Origin of the sequence: Sporosarcina sp. 179-K 3D1 HS (assembly GCF_047228905.1) — a bacterium.
In the GTDB taxonomy this organism is placed as follows: domain Bacteria; phylum Bacillota; class Bacilli; order Bacillales_A; family Planococcaceae; genus Sporosarcina.
This window is the reverse complement of the sequence record NZ_JBFEGI010000002.1, coordinates 361,446-377,735: the sequence shown is the minus strand read 5'-3', so window position 1 is coordinate 377,735 and position 16,290 is coordinate 361,446. Positions and strand designations below refer to the sequence as shown.

The following is a 16,290-nucleotide window of genomic DNA, read 5'->3' as shown; positions in this document are numbered from 1 at the left end:
TGGAAACGCATGTTTTTGTTTTTCTATTCTGTTCGAGGAGGGGAAATATGCCACTGAAGCACGAGAAACAACGAGTATTCCAGAAGAATTTAGTAAACTGGCTTCCCGTCGCTTTGACGGGAATCATTCTCTTTACGGTCCCACCAGCAGCAATTGCCGTCATCCTTGCCTATTTTACTGCTCCAATGGTGATGGGTGTCCGATCTTTCACAAAACTTCCCCTTACCATTTCTACGTTGTTCATCATGACCAGCATGCTTGGCTTGATTGCGGGATTCATGTACATGGCCATCCATGGCTTGCTTGAAACCATTCCAACCATCGAACGGCACATCGCACCGTATACCCAGAACACCGATATTACAGGAAAGCTATTCTATTTCCTTGAAACAAAAGTAGTAGAATATGGACATGCGATATTGGAGTATGTCCTTACGACAACGAGGACCCTTTTTCAACATTTGCTCAGTATTTTCATTTTCTTGGTCGCCTATTTTTTCGCTTTACGGGAATCTGGTAAAGACCGTTTTTGGTTCTTGACCTATTTTCCTGCCCGCGCACGGAAGAAAGCGAAAGACCTGTTTGAAGAAGGCGGGAAGTTGATCGGCACTTTTGTTTTTGTCGAAGCACGCCTGTTTTTTATTACATTCATTACAATTACAATTGGATTTTTCTTTCTCCACTTCGAATCACCTGTAGGCAATGCCTTTCTCATTTCTTTGGTCGACAGCTTACCTTTTCTAGGCATCGGCATCTTCTTATTACCGATGTCCGCTTTTTTCTTATACTCCGGAGAACTTTATATCGGGATAGCTTTAATCCTTCTATACTTGTTTACGATGACGACACGGCAAATGGCAGAATCGTATATGTGGGCTTCCACTTTTAATGTAAAACCGGTCCATGCTTTTTTTATTACGATTTCCGCTTTTTATCTTTTCGGGCTACCCGGAATCCTGCTCACGCCGTTTTTCCTATTTGCCGCCATCAAAGTGAAAAGTCACCCGTTATTTACAGCATCCTGATCGTACCGTTATTCATCTTCTTATAAATCCACTTATGAATAAAAGGACGGATCAATTTTCGGGGGCCATGAAACAACAACAGAAAACCGACCAGATCTGTAATGAAGCCGGGCATCAGAAGCAAGATCCCCCCGATGAAAATACAAATACTATCAATCAAGGCATTACCAGGGGTTTCCATGGAAGCCATCCTTCTGTTCAAATCCGTCCAAGCTTTCATCCCTTGCTTTTTCGCTAAAGCAGCTCCACCGATCCCTGTGATTAAAATAATCGCAATGGTCGGGAACAACCCTAATGTTTTTCCGGAATACATTAATAAAGCCAACTCAGCGGTCGGCACCACAATAAATGCCAGGACGAGCCATTTCATTTCGAACACCTTCCTAAAAAGGCTGTTCCCAATTACATGGGAACAGCCATAGAATCATTACAAGTACAAGTTTGTTGGTGCAGATTACAGAACACTTGCGTGACCATTATAAATGACACCCGTCTCCGCGTCCATAGTCACGTCATAACCATGGCGAATGACGCTTGTTGCGTTTTCGACGCCAACGATGACCGGAATGCCGAGGCTGAGGCCAACGACGGCGCCATGGCTGGTCAAACCGCCTTCTTCCGTAATCAGACCGGCGCATTTCTCGATCGCCGGCATCATTTCCCTGTCGGTTGCAACTGTTACGAGTATGGCGCCTTCTGTATCATACGCTAACGCTTCTTCGGCATTTTTTGCCACAACGACCTTTCCGTAGGCCACCGTCCTGCCAATCCCTTGACCTTTAGCTAGCATGTCACCGATAATATGGATTTTCATTAAGTTTGTGGATCCCGCTTCCCCTACAGGAACGCCTGCGGTAATAATCACAACATCGCCATGACTGACATATTGGTGTTTTACGCTTTCTTCTACGGATTCTTCCAATATTTCATCGATTGAAGACGATCTGCCACCGACAATCGGATAGACTCCCCACACAAGCGTCAATTTCTTGGCGCAATTTTCGGAAGACGTTACTGCAATGACCGGGCAGCCTGGACGGTATTTTGCGATCATTTTAGCTGTATTCCCACTTTCGGTAGGAGCCAATACTGCCTTCACCTTCAAGTTGATCGCCGTATAAGCGGCCGCTTGTCCGATCGCTTCTGTCATATTGCCATGCATTTCTCTTCTTCGAGTAGAAACAACCGATCGGTAATTGACTGCATTTTCGGCTGTCCTGGCAATCCGGTCCATTGTCATGACGGATTCCACCGGATATAGGCCGGCCGCCGTTTCACCGGATAACATGATCGCATCGGAACCATCCAAAATGGCGTTCGCCACATCACTCGCTTCGGCACGTGTCGGGCGTGGGTTCCGTTGCATCGAGTCTAGCATTTGCGTCGCAGTGATGACAGGTTTTCCAGCTTGATTGCATTTCTCGATCATTTGCTTTTGAACGAGCGGCACTTCCTCCGCCGGTATTTCAACCCCTAAGTCGCCACGGGCAACCATCAATCCATCTGAAAGGCTAATGATTTCATCCAGGTTATCGACACCTTCCTGGTTTTCAATTTTAGGGACAATCTGGATATGCGAACCACCATTCTGTTCCAATAATGCCCGAATTTCCATCACGTCGGAAGCTCGCCTTACGAAAGAGGCGGCAATGAAATCAACGCCTGCCTGAATTCCAAACAAGATGTCTTCTGCATCTTTTTCCGTAATACCAGGCAGTTGGACAGACACTCCTGGAACATTGACCCCTTTGTTATTCTTCAGCTCGCCAGAATTGATGATAGCTGTTCGGATCAAACCTTGCTCTACATCTTTATCGATCACTTTCAATTGCACCAAACCATCATCCAATAGAATAAGCGATCCTTTGTCGACATCCTCAATCAGTTTGTCATACGTTATGGAAAAGACTTCGTTATTGCCGACAACCTCTTTCATTGATATGGAGATTTCCTTACCTGCGACCAGATCGACAAGGCCATTTTCCATCGTGTGCGTCCGAATTTCCGGCCCTTTCGTATCGAGTAAAATACCGATAATCTTCCCTTTTCGGCGGGCTGCCTCTCTAATATTCTGGATGCGTACTTTATGCTCTGCATGGTTGCCATGAGAAAAGTTCAAGCGGGCTACGTTCATTCCTGCATCAATGAGTTTCTCCAGTATTTCCGGTGACTCACTCGCCGGTCCGATGGTGCAAACAATTTTCGTCTTCCTCATCAATATCGCCTCTTCTTTACAGTAATCATTTACTAGATGGATAATTCCTTCGATAATTGGATCATTTCCATTGGCGGGTCGCCTTTTTTGTCGAAGACTTCTTTCAATTCATAGTCTACCACTTGGCGATTTCGCATGCCAATTGCAATCCCTCCCCGGCCTTCTTTTAATACTTCAACGGCTCTCGCCCCGAATTGGCTGGCGAGGACACGATCTTGGCCGGACGGCGAACCGCCCCTTTGAATATGGCCCAAGACGGAGACGCGCGTATCGATGTCCGCTTCGTTTTTTAATTGGATGGCCAGTTCCTCCGCTTTCATGACGCCTTCGGCCACGATAATGATACTATGCTTCTTTCCTCGTCCGCTTCCACTCTTCAACCGCTCAATGATGTCAGTCAGTTGAAAACTCTCTTCCGGAACAAGTATCGTTTCCGCTCCGCCTGCCAAACCTGCCCATAAGGCGAGGTCCCCCGCATCCCGGCCCATCACTTCGACGATAAATGTTCGTTCATGCGAAGTGGCAGTATCCCTAATTTTATCAATCGCATCAATGATCGTATTCAATGCGGTATCAAAGCCGATAGTGAATTGAGTCCCTACGATGTCGTTATCTATTGTAGCCGGTACGCAAACGCATGGCATTCCAAGCGCTGAGAGTTCCAAGGCCCCCCTAAAAGATCCATCTCCACCGATTACCACAAGCCCTTCAATGCCGTTCAGCTTCAATTGACGCCTTGCCTTTTCCCGACCTTCTGCTGTTTTAAATTCAGGACAACGCGCCGAGCGGAGCATGGTGCCTCCACGCTGGATAATATCCCCGACCGAACCTAATTGAAGAAGTTCAATTTTCCCTTCAATCAACCCTTGATAGCCATTCAAAACTCCGGCAACTTCCAACCCTTCGAAAATTGCTTTCCGCACAACGGCCCGCACCGCTGCATTCATCCCCGGTGCGTCCCCGCCGCTCGTCAATACAGCAATCTTCCTCATATGTTTGTCACCTCAAATATGTAATATTGTGTTAAGCCTTTTAAACATTGGGTGAAATACGAAAAGATGCGGGGTGGAGAGCCCTTCCCCACCCGCATCTTCTCCCTATTCGGTAAAAACACCTATTTTACGGAACTTTTCATATCGATCCGCGACCAGTTTGGCTTTATCCATCTTCCCTAGCGTTTCCAAGGATTTGCGGATGGTATCGCCAATATGGCTTGCTTGTTGTTTTACATCGCGATGGGCTCCCCCCAGCACTTCCGGGATGATTTCATCAATGATTTCCATTTCCTTCAGGTCAGGCGCGGTAATTTTCATCGCTTCGGCAGCCTGTTTAGCAAGCGAAGCATCTTTCCATAAAATAGAAGCTGCCCCTTCAGGCGAGATGACCGAATACGTCGAATGCTCCAGCATGTGGATATGATTGGCAACGCCTAGTGCGAGCGCCCCCCCGCTACCGCCTTCCCCTATTACAATCGAGATGACCGGCACTGTCAAACCCGCCATTTCCACCAAATTTCGGGCAATCGCTTCACTTTGGCCGCGCTCTTCCGCCGCTTTTCCGGGATAAGCACCTTTTGTGTCAATAAAGCAAATGATGGGCCGATTGAACTTTTCTGCTTGTTTCATCAAACGTAACGCTTTCCGATAGCCTTCCGGATGCGGCATCCCGAAATTGCGCTTTACATTTTCCTTAGTATCTTTGCCCCGTTGATGGCCAATTACCGTAATCGGAGTCGTTCCAAAAGCTGCGATGCCGCCAACTATCGCAGCATCGTCACCAAACGTACGATCTCCATGAAGCAAAATAAAATCCTCAAATAACTCTTGGATATAATCCAAGCTGGTCGGACGTTCAGGGTGTCTTGCCACTTGGACACGATCCCACGGTTCCATATTGCCATAAACCTCGGATTCCAAATTTTTCAACCGATTTTTTAACGTCGTGATTTCTTCCGACAGGTCGACTTCATTCGTTAATGTGAACTCCTCTAGCTCTATAATCTTTTCACGCAATGTCACAATAGGTTCTTCAAATGTCATCGTTTTACTCATTGTGCCACTCCCCCCTGTACATGAAGACGTACCATTTTAGCGATGGAATCCTTTAAATCGGACCGATGGATGACGGCATCAATCTGACCATGATCAAGAAGGAACTCTGCCGTCTGAAAGTTTTCCGGCAGTTTTTCCCGGACCGTTTGTTCAATGACACGTCTACCTGCAAATCCGATTAGCGCCTTCGGTTCGGCTATGTTGATATCACCAACAGATGCGAAACTTGCCGATACGCCTCCCGTTGTCGGATACGTCATGACAGATATATAGAGTAGCCCACGTTCGGAATGACGGTTGAGCGCCACGCTCGTCTTGGCCATTTGCATAAGCGAGAGTACCCCCTCTTGCATCCGTGCACCGCCGCTTGCTGAAAAAATAATCATCGGGATGCCCAGTTCGGTCGCTTTTTCGACCGCTCTCGTAATTTTTTCACCGACAACAGAGCCCATGGAACCCATACGAAAATGGGAGTCCATGATGGCAACAGCAACCTGTTGTCCTTCCACTTCTCCGATTCCTGTCAATACAGCCTCGTTCAAACCAGTCTTCTTTGCATCCGACTCGACCTTCCCCGTATAGGCAGGAAAATGAAGCGGATTCTTCGTTTTCAGATGATTATCCATTGACTGGAAAGTCCCTTCATCCAATAGGCTTTCCACCCGTTCCTGCGCAGTCATGGTAAAATGATGATCGCAGTTTGCGCATACTTTCAAGGACTTCATCAGATCTTTCGTCAGGATAATACGTTTGCAATCCGGACACTTCATCATAAGGCCTTCCGGAACATCGTTCTTCGCATCGCGGGATGGTATCGTCATTGCACGCTTCTTCTTGTTTTTCGTAAATATTTCACGAATCATACTTTAGTATCCCCCTCAATTAGTTCAATCCACTTTTCATAAGCTTCTAGCGTTTCTACTTCAAGTCCTTTTTGCAAGTTTCTCAACATCTCTCCGAGAATTTCATTTTCATGGAAATTGGTCATTTCCCCGAAGGGCGCCAAACTGTATTGTTGTAGTAAAAACCAGATTTTTAGTGATAACCGGTTGCCTGCTGCTACGATAATTTCGCGGACAACATCTTCCCGCAGCACTTCTCCATCCTCAGCAATTTTGAGAAGCAACCCTTCCCACACAGGCATCTTCCGTAATTTTTCCATCTTACAAACTGCTGATATGGCGGCTACCTCATGAATTCTTCTCGTTTTCTTGACATCATGAAGCGAACCGGGTTGCTGCATAATGAAAGCCGCTAGCACTTCAACCAGTTGGTGCTTTTTAAAATCTGCCAAAAACGTGCCTTCCCCCCGCCTGGTTTCAATCAGGCCCAGGAGCTCCAAGCTACGTAGCGCTTCCCGAACGGTTGAACGGCCAGCGTGGAGTCTTTCGGCGAGCTCTCGTTCCGATGGCAGTTTCCCACCTGTTTTAATGCCCTCTTCATTAATTAGTGTTTTTAGTTTGCCCACAATATCGAGAAACATTTTGGAAGATGGTTTTGAATTTTGCATCCAACTGCCCCTTATAATCCATGATCATTCAGTGGTCTGACCACTTATTTCTCTAGCATACAGAAAACCGGTTGGTACGTAAAGCAAAACATGAATTCCTAACGAAAAAAGGACCATCCATTTTCGGATAGTCCTTTCAGCATCTATTCATTTGCCGGATAATGATTTGCGGTTTTCCATTACGCCACTCTACATTCCCATCCGCATACACTAATGTCATTTCATGAAGAAGCGCATTAAAATCAGCATATTGTTGTGGGAATAAAGTGCAGGAAATGACGCCTGTTTCGTCTTGTATCTCGAGGAAAGCCATCGCTTCCCCTTTTTTTGTACGGATTCGTTTGATATTGGCCAACAAGCCGATAATCGATACGCTTGTTTTATTGGCCATCTGATGGATTGATAAAATATCCTTCCATTTTTGATCCGTCGTTCTCTTTGCTTCCAATGCTGGGTGCTCGGATAGATAAAAACCGAGCACTTCTCGCTCATACTCTAGCATCAACATGCGTGGCATCGTGCCGCCTGGGGAATATTTCGGACTCGCTATTGACGTCATGATGGAGCTCAGGAAGTCATCTTCGTCATCCGGTCTAATAAAAAGAGCATGTGAAATAGCAGCGTCAATGGATGCTAACAGGACGGCACGCGGTTGATTAAACTCATCCAGTGCACCGGCTTTAATTAGCGGTGTAATCGTTTTTTCTTTAAACAGATCACTTCCAAGAGCGGCAGCCATGTCAAACATCGAACTCCATCGATCAGAAGATTTCCGTGCCTCGTGAAACAACTTGTAAAATGAAGGAGTCACTCCCTTCACCGCGCAAAGCCCTACTCGGATACGCCCCTGTTCCACCGTATGCCGGTATTGGCTGTGCAGAACCGAAGGAGGCAGGATGGTGATCCCCTTTACTTCGGCCTCACGCATCAATTCCATCGTTTTTTCTGCATTTCCTGTCACGGAAGAAAGCAAAGCTGCATAAAAATATGCCGACTCATTCGCCTTTAAAAAGGCCAAGCGATAGGAAATGAGAGAATAGGCGACAGCATGGCTTTTCGGGAAACCATAATCGGCGAACTTGACAATAAGATCGTAAACGGCCTGGCCGGCTTCTTCGGGAAACCCCTTCTCCAGGGCACGTTCAACAAAACGGCCACGCTCTTCCTGCAGGACCACCCTATTCTTCTTGCTGATCGCCCGTCGCAGTAAATCCGCCTCGGCCATGGAGTATCCCGCTACCCGATAAGCGATTTGCATGATCTGTTCCTGGTAGACGATGACGCCATAGGTTTCACTTAATACCGACTCCAAAGCCGGATGAATGTAAGTTACACCCTCTTGGCCGTTTTTCCTCCGGCTGTAAAGAGGGATGTTTTCCATCGGTCCCGGCCGATATAATGCGTTGACCGCAAACAAGTCTTCAAAGCGGGTGGGCTGAATCATACGCAGCGCATCCCTCATTCCTTCCGATTCAAATTGGAAAATACCTGTCGTGTCACCAGACCTGAACAGCTCGAAAGTCTTTTCATCATTTAAGGGAATCTTGTCAAACACCAAATGAATCCCTTTATCAAAAGCAATCATCGAGCGAATCCGGTCAAGAAGCGTCAAATTCCGCAAACCTAGAAAATCCATTTTCAAGAGACCTTGCTCTTCCACATCCCCCATGGCCCATTGAGTTAGATAAATACCGTCTCCCCCTTGTTGGAGCGGCACCCTCTCCACAAGTGGAGCCGGCGATAAAATGACACCAGCGGCATGCGTTGATGCATTCCTTGGTAAACCTTCCAACATCGAGGCGACTTCGAGCCATTTGCTGCGAATTGGGTCGATCGTAATCCAATCTTGAAGGGCCTTGGATTTGGCAACTGCATCGTTCAAGCTCATGCCTGTCCCTCCAGAAATATTTCGCGATAAAAAGGACATTTCCTCATTGGAAAAATCAAATACCCGTGCCACATCCCTTGCAACCGCTTTGGAAGACAGCGTGCCGAATGTGATAATTTGCGCGACGTGGGAAGTACCATACTTGCGGGCAACGTAGGCAAGGACTTCCGAACGTCGGTTATCAGCAAAGTCAATATCGATATCCGGCATCGTAATACGGCCTGGATTTAAAAAGCGTTCGAAGATGAGCCCATAACGGATCGGATCGACATCAGTAATTCCGAGCGCATAAGCGACTAACGAACCTGCGGAAGACCCCCTCCCTGGACCGGTCAGTATTCGGTTCTCTGCGGCGAATCGCATAAAGTCTTCCACGATTAAAAAATAGTCGGCATAGCCCATTTCCTGAATCACTTTCACCTCATATTGTAGCCGATCTAAATAAGACGGTTCCACTCTGCTCACCCGTCTCTTTAATCCTGCCAAACAGTTTCGCTCCAATAGAGTCACTGCCGTTTCACCTTCCGGAACGGGGAAAGCAGGCATCATTGTTTTCGTCGCTGGGAGTCCAGCGTTGCAGGAAAGGAGCATATCAGCACAGTTTTTCAACCATTCCCGACGATCGGCAAACCATTCCTGAAACTGTTTTTTCTCTGGCAAGTAAGCATCCCGGACCTCCATTTCAGGCCTGGCTGGATCATTCAATTTATACCCATTCCGGATCGCTGACGCTGCTTCGTAAGCAAAGGCATCGTCAGGATCGATATAACGGGATTCCTGGCAAGCAACAATAGATAAGCCCACCTCTTCGGCAATCGACTCTATATCCGCTTCAGCAACATGTCTTTCACCACCGGGCCTGGCGATTCCGATCAGAAGTAAAGCTTGTTGACAGCCATCGGCAAGCGTTTGAATTTGTTGAGCCGTCCGAACTTCATCCCAGGAGCGATCCGTCAATGGGCAGACGATCACCAACCCGGCTTGATAAGCTTGCAGCCATTGTAACGGCAAGGTTTCATCATCCCGGATCGAAATCGCGCTGCTCATTTTCATTAAGTTATGAAAGCCGCGATCGTCTTTTGCGTAGACGTACAACAGGACTGTTTCCTTCTCATTGATTTGCAACTGTACCGATAACCCGATCACCGGATGAATACCGTATTTCATCATCGTTTTATAGAAAGAGCGCACGCCGTATAATTTGGAATTAACCAATCCAACAGAGGCGGCCCCTCTTCTTTGAAGAAGCGGGGCCAGTTGATCAAGCTTTATAATACCGCGGAGAAGGTCCGCGCCTGAGACGAGTTGGGGGTAGACTAAAGGCAAAGAAACCCCTCCTTATTTACATAATCCCTGTAAATCCCGGATCACTTCGTCTGCCTCATCCCATGAATGAACGGACGCACCGGCAGCGAGCGGATGTCCCCCTCCTCCGTAACGGGCAGCCAATTCATTGATGACGGGACCCTTTGACCGGAAACGGACCCGTATTTGATCATCCTCTTCGATAAAGATGACCCAGGCACAAATCCCTTTCACGTCTCCTAATATTCCAACGAGTTGTGATGTTTCTGAAACCGTTACTTGAAATTGATTCAATAGGGATTGATTCAACTTGATAAAGGCGCATCCATTTTCATCCATTTCAAAGTTTTGGTAAATATACCCTTTGAGCTGTAGCAGTTCCCGGCTCACTTCATACATTCCCGCAAATAAAGCAGTTCGATCAAAATGATATCCGATCAGCTCGCTTGCGATATGGAAAGTCTTCTCGGTCGTGCTCGGAAACATGAAGCGCCCCGTATCGCCTACGATTCCCGCAAATAACAATCTGGCTGCCGAATCATTCATCGTCCAGCCATATGATTGTCGACCTTCTTTGAATAGCCGGGCAATCATTTCAGAAGTGGAGCTCGAAGTCGTATCGACCCATTTAATGTCCCCATACGGATCCGCGTCCGGATGGTGGTCGATTTTCATAAGGAGAGCACCTTCTTGGTAGTACTCACCATCAATGCGACCCGTATTTCCCGTATCGGTGACAATGACAAGGGCCCCTTCGTAATCAGACTTTTCGACCCGATCCGGGGTGGCAAGGAAATTGAGTGTTTCTTCGTGCATTCCACCTGCCAACACCTTCTTGGTCGGATAATTATGCTGGATCAACTCTTTCAATCCAAACTGCGATCCGTAAGCGTCCGGGTCAGGTCGGACGTGTCGGAGAATAATGATTTTCTCATATTTTTCAATTGTGTCGATGATTTGTCTTTTCATGGGCCGATTCCTCCGATAAATAATGGGATGCAGTCGCAATCCTGTCAAAAAGCCGCTACAATAGAAGAAGTTCTGTTCGTAATGGAGGGCTTTTATGTTAGGTTCTAATTTAAATTTTATTTTTGTCTTTCTTGTAATTGCTTCCGGAGTCTTTTATTTTTATTTCAAGACGCGGCAGTTCCGAACGAGACAAGTATTCCCGATAAGGAAAAAAATGTATGCAAGTATGGCGGGTTCTTCCCTCGGCGGATTGTTGGTATCGTTTGGATGTAACCAAATCATTTTATTCGATGGGTTAGCAACGTATGTCATAGCAGCCATTTTCATCCTATTCGGTGCTTATGTTCTAGTCTTCAACTATAAAGCGTATAAACATTATAGATCGTTTGTCGATGAAGAAACAGCGTTGAATGAAAACTGATGCCCGGAGCATCAGTTTTTTTAATTGCTTAGGAAAATATAAAATCTTAGCCTGTGGATAATCTACTAAGCCAGAGTGTTTCCGTCTAGGCTCCGGGCGCCAGAGGCTCGGGGTCATAAGTCAAAGCTGCTCTGTGGCAAAAGACGCCACGCCGCATCTTCGCCTTACGCCTGTCGCCTCTAGGCAGGCGCCCTGCGCTTTTGTTCTTTAGAATTCCGCTTAGCCCCCACATATCATCGCTCAAACAACTGATACATGATCATTGCTTTGGCGACGAGCTCCCCTTCGGCCAGGATGTCAAAGTCGACCTTGACGAAGCGCCGGCTCATGTGGAGGAGACGGGGTTCGACAAAAACGGTGCTGCCAAGCTGGATATGTTTGATGAAATAGAGTGTCATGTTTTCAGGGACACTCTCTCCCCGTTTGTGCATCTTGATAGCGCGGTTCCCTGCTTCGGTGACTAATGTAGTCAACGCCCCATAGGATAAGGATCCGAACTGGTTGGTCATCTGCGGGGTGACAGTGAACTCCACAGTGTCCGGTTCGCCGGATACTGATTTCATCTGGGTTTTGACGATATCGTCCAGCGTCTGTCCTTGCTGTGGTTGCCGTTGTGTCATCTGCAATGCTTTTAGGACGTCTTGCCGGCTGATGATCCCCCCAAGGATCCCCGATTCCATGACGACCGGCATGAGATCGATACCTTCCCAAATCATACTGTGCCCAGCAGAGGCAACGCTTGTTTTTCCAGTGACCGTAATCGGGTGGCGTGTCATGACTTTTTCGATAAATTCATCGTCGTCCTTCCCGATGACGTCCCGGGAAGTAATGATGCCGACCAATTTGCCATTCTTCTCGATGACTGGATAACCGGAATGCGACGTCCGATTATTCACTTCGCGGAAGTCAGTCACCTTGTCTTTCGTTTGGAGAGTAACCGTTTCAGATAGAGGAGTCAAGATATCTTCCACTAGCAAAATCTCTTTTTCAATTAACTGGTCATAAATGGCCCGATTCAACATGGTGGCCACGGTAAATGTGTCATAGCTAGTTGAAATGATAGGAAGATCCAATTCATCCGCTAACCGCTTTGCTTCATCTGAAGCATCGAATCCACCTGTGATGAGGACGGCCGCCCCGGCATGGAGGGCAGTCTCATGGGCCTTGATCCGGTTCCCTACAATCAGCAGGCTGCCGGCATCGATATAGCGCATCATATCTTCCAGCTGCATGGCGCCGATCACAAACTTTGTCAACGTCTTATGTAGACCTCCACGCCCACCGAGTACCAATCCGTCGACAATATTGAGTACTTCGGCATACGTGAGGCGTTCGATATTTTCTTTCTTCTTTTTCTCAATACGGATTGTGCCGACACGTTCAATCGTATTGACGAGCTTTTGGTTTTCCGCTTCCTTAATGGCACGGTAAGCAGTTCCTTCACTTACAGAGAGGGCACGGGCAATCTGGCGCACCGATATCTTCTCTCCCACATCGAGCCCTTCAATATAGCGTAAAATTAATTCATGTTTTGTCGACATATGCTTCACCTTTTTCCTATGATGACCTTACAGACCATATTACCACAAAACATACGAAAAAATCCGGTCCAGACCTCCTTACCGGTTGTCCGGACCGAATCGCTTACAGTTCGATAACGTCACCGACTGCCATAATTTTCACTTCGTTCTCCGTTACCAATTTCTTAAAATCCTCCGGATCCTGCTCGATCGGCGGGAACGTATTGAAATGGATTGGTACAGCAAGCTTTGGTTGTAGCAATTCGACAGCATACGCCGCATCTTCCGGCCCCATTGTAAAATTATCGCCTATTGGTAAAAATGCGACATCGATCGGATGCCGTTTCCCGATCAGTTCCATATCGCCGAATAGCGAAGTGTCCCCCGCATGGTAAATTGTCTTTCCTTCCGCCGTAAATAGGATCCCGGCCGGCATGCCCGTATAGATAAATTCATTATTTTCGGTCGTGTACGAGGAACTGTGGAACGCTTTCGTAAATTTCACAGTTCCAAAATCAAATTCCCAAGAACCGCCGATGTTCATGCCATGCGTTTTCACGCCATCCAACGCCAAGTAATTTGCCAGCTCATTAGGCGCTACGACAAGTGCATCACATGCTTTTGCGATGGCTACCGTATCGCCTACGTGATCATTGTGTCCATGCGTAAGCAGGATGACGTCCGGCTTTTCCTCCTCGGCCTTCAGATCGGTCAATTTATTTCCGTTGATGAAAGGATCGATTAAGATCGTCTTTCCCCCCGTCACAATTTTAACAATCGAATGGCCATGGTATGAAATCTGCATTCGTCTATCCCTCCAACTTTTTGTCTTCAGTAACTTACTTCGTTCATTATCGTGAAAATCCTCTTTTTTGTTATGATGAGGATATCGAATGGAGGAGATTGCTGGTGAAACAAGTGGAAAAATTGCGTAACTATTTAAAGGACCAACACGTGGAGGCGGCGTTTATCACAACACCCGATAACATCTTTTACCTATCGGGTTTTCGCAGCGAGCCTCATGAAAGGCTCCTTGGCATAATCGCTTTAAAGGAAGGTGATCCGTTCCTCATCTGCCCTAGAATGGAGATGAACGATGCAAGCACCACCGGTTGGCCATTTGAAATTGTCGGCTATTCGGATACGGAGGATGCTTGGTCCGTCCTCAAGGATGCAATTCGAAAACAAGGAGTCATTCCGACCTCAATGGCAGTTGAAAAATCGCACTTAACCGTAGAACGTTTCGAGCGGATGAGAGAGCTGTTCAAGAATACGACATTCACACGAATGGATGATCAACTGAACGAAATGAGGGTCATCAAAAGCGAGGAAGAGTTGTCCAACATGAGAAAAGCTGCGGAGCTTGCCGACTTGGCGATTCAAATTGGCTGTGAGGAGATTACAGAAGGTAAAACAGAGTTGGAAATCCTGATGACTATAGAATACGAGATGATGAAAAGAGGGGCCGAAAAAATGGCTTTCGAGACAATGGTCCTCTCCGGTCCCAAGACGGCATCGCCCCATGGAAAACCCGGCAATCGCAAAATACGGAAAGGGGATTTCATTCTCTTCGACCTCGGCGTCGTCTTCAATGGCTATTGTTCCGATATTACTCGGACCGTCGCTTTCGGTGAGCCGACCGAGGAAATGCGTCGAATCTATGAGACTGTGCAGGAAGCACAGCAGGCGGCGGTCGAAATCGTCCGACCAGGCATAAAGGCGATGAAGGTCGACCAAACGGCTCGGAAAATCATCCGGGACGTTGGCTATGGTGATTATTTCACCCATCGCATCGGACATGGCCTTGGCATCTCCGTACACGAGTTCCCTTCCATCACAGACACGAACAACCTTGTATTGAAGGAAGGGATGGTGTTTACCATCGAACCAGGCATCTATATACCCGACCTGGCGGGTGTCCGGATTGAGGATGATGTCGCCGTAACTGCCGATGGGGTGGAAGTCCTCACTACCTTTACAAAAGAGTTGGTAATCCTCAAATAATGCAAAAAGAGCAACCCGCGTGTGGTTGCTCTTTTCTCTTTTCTCTTTTCTCTTATCCTCTCAACAAGGTCTCAGCTGGCACATATTCAAGGCCTTGTGCATCGGCTACCGCTTTGTATGTTACATATCCATCTAGTGTATTAACCCCTTTTTGAAGCGGGATATTATCGAGACAAGCTTGTCTGAATCCTTTATTTGCGATTTGTAGAGCATAAGGAACTGTAACATTCGTCAACGCAACGGTTGATGTCTGTGGAACTGCTCCTGGCATGTTCGTTACAGCGTAATGAACGACATCATGCTTTACATAAATCGGATCGTCATGTGTCGTAATCCGGTCGGACGTCTCAAAAATACCACCCTGGTCAATAGCTATATCCACTAGGACTGAACCCGGCTTCATATCTTTCACCATTTCTTCCGTGACTAGTTTAGGTGCTTTCGCGCCTGGTATCAACACCGCGCCGATGACAATATCCGCATCCTTCACCGCGTTGGCAATATTAAATGGATTGGAGGCAAGTGTTTGAATTTCATTACCGAAAATTTCATCCAGTTGACGTAGACGTTCCACGGAAAGGTCTAGCACTGTCACTTGAGCTCCCATGCCGACTGCGAGACGTGCAGCATTGGTCCCTGCTTGGCCACCCCCAATAATGGTCACTTTTCCACGGGCTACCCCCGGTACACCGGAAATGAGGATACCTTTTCCACCTTTTGTCTTTTCTAAATATTGTGCGCCGATTTGGATGGCCATCCGTCCAGCCACTTCACTCATCGGTGCAAGAAGTGGAAGGGAGTTATTCGGAAGCTGTACCGTTTCGTACGCGATACCGACAACTTTTTTCTCGAGGAGAACTTTGGTCAATTCCAATTCAGGAGCTAAATGAAGGTAGGTGAAAAGGATCAATCCTTCGCGGAAGTATCCATACTCAGACGGAAGGGGTTCTTTCACCTTCATCACCATATCCACATCCCATGCTTCCGCCGCAGTTGCGACAATTTTTGCACCTGCTTCCGCATATTCCTCATCAGCAAAGCTTGAGCCGAGGCCCGCACCTGTTTCGATAATTACTTCATGACCCGCTGATTTCAAGTTGAAAACTCCTGCAGGTGTCATTGCAACACGGTTTTCGTTGTTTTTAATCTCTCTGGGAACTCCAATAAGCATTGTTACTCCTCCTAAAATTAGGTTTATTCTATATGGTGGTCCGATCAATTACGCCTCGGCGTAATTGCGTCCGGATTTTGAATTGCGAATCGAACAGCGAAGGGTTCGATTTGCCGTGTTTCTGCGTTCTTTGCAGAAATTAAGGCACTTTAAGAGACGTCGCGCAATTAACTCCCCTCAAAATCCGTGACATCCGCCGGAGGCTTAACTT

At 47.1% G+C, this 16,290-nt stretch carries 14 protein-coding genes; 3 read left to right on the top strand and 11 right to left on the bottom strand.

The window, feature by feature from the left end; all coding sequences use genetic code 11:
• The first annotated feature begins 47 nt into the window (after positions 1-47).
• On the top strand, positions 48-1,025 hold the full coding sequence (locus AB1K83_RS04525) for an AI-2E family transporter (RefSeq protein ID WP_413056960.1): 978 nt from the start codon (positions 48-50) through the stop codon (positions 1,023-1,025).
• On the opposite strand, the gene AB1K83_RS04520 is transcribed toward AB1K83_RS04525, so the two are convergent.
• From AB1K83_RS04520 to AB1K83_RS04485, 8 genes are all read right to left on the bottom strand, one after another.
• Positions 1,012-1,395 (bottom strand): FxsA family protein, encoded by a 384-nt coding sequence (locus AB1K83_RS04520; RefSeq protein WP_413056959.1) that lies wholly within the window; start codon positions 1,393-1,395, stop codon positions 1,012-1,014. The two genes, AB1K83_RS04525 and AB1K83_RS04520, sit on opposite strands and share 14 nt — an antisense overlap.
• A gap of 84 nt (positions 1,396-1,479) precedes the next feature.
• Complete coding sequence (gene pyk / locus AB1K83_RS04515) at positions 1,480-3,240, bottom strand: pyruvate kinase (protein WP_413056958.1); 1,761 nt, start codon at positions 3,238-3,240, stop codon at positions 1,480-1,482.
• Between the two features lie 32 nt (positions 3,241-3,272).
• Positions 3,273-4,232 (bottom strand): 6-phosphofructokinase, encoded by a 960-nt coding sequence (pfkA, locus tag AB1K83_RS04510; RefSeq protein WP_413056957.1) that lies wholly within the window; start codon positions 4,230-4,232, stop codon positions 3,273-3,275.
• 105 nt (positions 4,233-4,337) lie between these two features.
• Positions 4,338-5,291, bottom strand: coding sequence for an acetyl-CoA carboxylase carboxyltransferase subunit alpha (locus AB1K83_RS04505; RefSeq protein WP_413056956.1), 954 nt, complete (start codon positions 5,289-5,291; stop codon positions 4,338-4,340).
• Positions 5,288-6,154, bottom strand: coding sequence for an acetyl-CoA carboxylase, carboxyltransferase subunit beta (gene accD / locus AB1K83_RS04500; RefSeq protein WP_413056955.1), 867 nt, complete (start codon positions 6,152-6,154; stop codon positions 5,288-5,290). Before accD ends, AB1K83_RS04505 begins: the two co-directional genes overlap by 4 nt.
• Complete coding sequence (locus tag AB1K83_RS04495; RefSeq protein ID WP_413056954.1) at positions 6,151-6,801, bottom strand: FadR/GntR family transcriptional regulator; 651 nt, start codon at positions 6,799-6,801, stop codon at positions 6,151-6,153. Before AB1K83_RS04495 ends, accD begins: the two co-directional genes overlap by 4 nt.
• Before the next feature lie 136 nt (positions 6,802-6,937).
• Positions 6,938-10,015: a DNA polymerase III subunit alpha gene (locus tag AB1K83_RS04490; protein WP_413056953.1), complete on the bottom strand. Its 3,078-nt coding sequence runs from the start codon at positions 10,013-10,015 to the stop codon at positions 6,938-6,940.
• A gap of 12 nt (positions 10,016-10,027) precedes the next feature.
• Entirely contained in the window at positions 10,028-10,963 is a 936-nt protein-coding gene (locus tag AB1K83_RS04485; protein ID WP_413056952.1) for a DHH family phosphoesterase, read from the bottom strand.
• Between the two features lie 94 nt (positions 10,964-11,057).
• Here AB1K83_RS04485 and AB1K83_RS04480 point away from each other — a divergent pair, with 94 nt between their 5' ends.
• Entirely contained in the window at positions 11,058-11,384 is a 327-nt protein-coding gene (locus AB1K83_RS04480; protein WP_413056951.1) for a YtpI family protein, read from the top strand.
• Positions 11,385-11,617: 233 nt separating this feature from the next.
• On the opposite strand, the gene AB1K83_RS04475 is transcribed toward AB1K83_RS04480, so the two are convergent.
• On the bottom strand, positions 11,618-12,925 hold the full coding sequence (locus AB1K83_RS04475) for a DRTGG domain-containing protein (protein WP_413056950.1): 1,308 nt from the start codon (positions 12,923-12,925) through the stop codon (positions 11,618-11,620).
• Between the two features lie 103 nt (positions 12,926-13,028).
• Positions 13,029-13,709: a metal-dependent hydrolase gene (locus AB1K83_RS04470; RefSeq protein WP_413056949.1), complete on the bottom strand. Its 681-nt coding sequence runs from the start codon at positions 13,707-13,709 to the stop codon at positions 13,029-13,031.
• A gap of 104 nt (positions 13,710-13,813) precedes the next feature.
• Between AB1K83_RS04470 and AB1K83_RS04465 the strand changes: the two genes are divergently transcribed.
• Entirely contained in the window at positions 13,814-14,908 is a 1,095-nt protein-coding gene (locus AB1K83_RS04465; protein WP_413056948.1) for a M24 family metallopeptidase, read from the top strand.
• Between the two features lie 52 nt (positions 14,909-14,960).
• Here AB1K83_RS04465 and ald read toward each other — a convergent pair whose 3' ends face one another.
• On the bottom strand, positions 14,961-16,079 hold the full coding sequence (gene ald, locus AB1K83_RS04460) for an alanine dehydrogenase (protein WP_413056947.1): 1,119 nt from the start codon (positions 16,077-16,079) through the stop codon (positions 14,961-14,963).
• Positions 16,080-16,290: the final 211 nt, after the last annotated feature.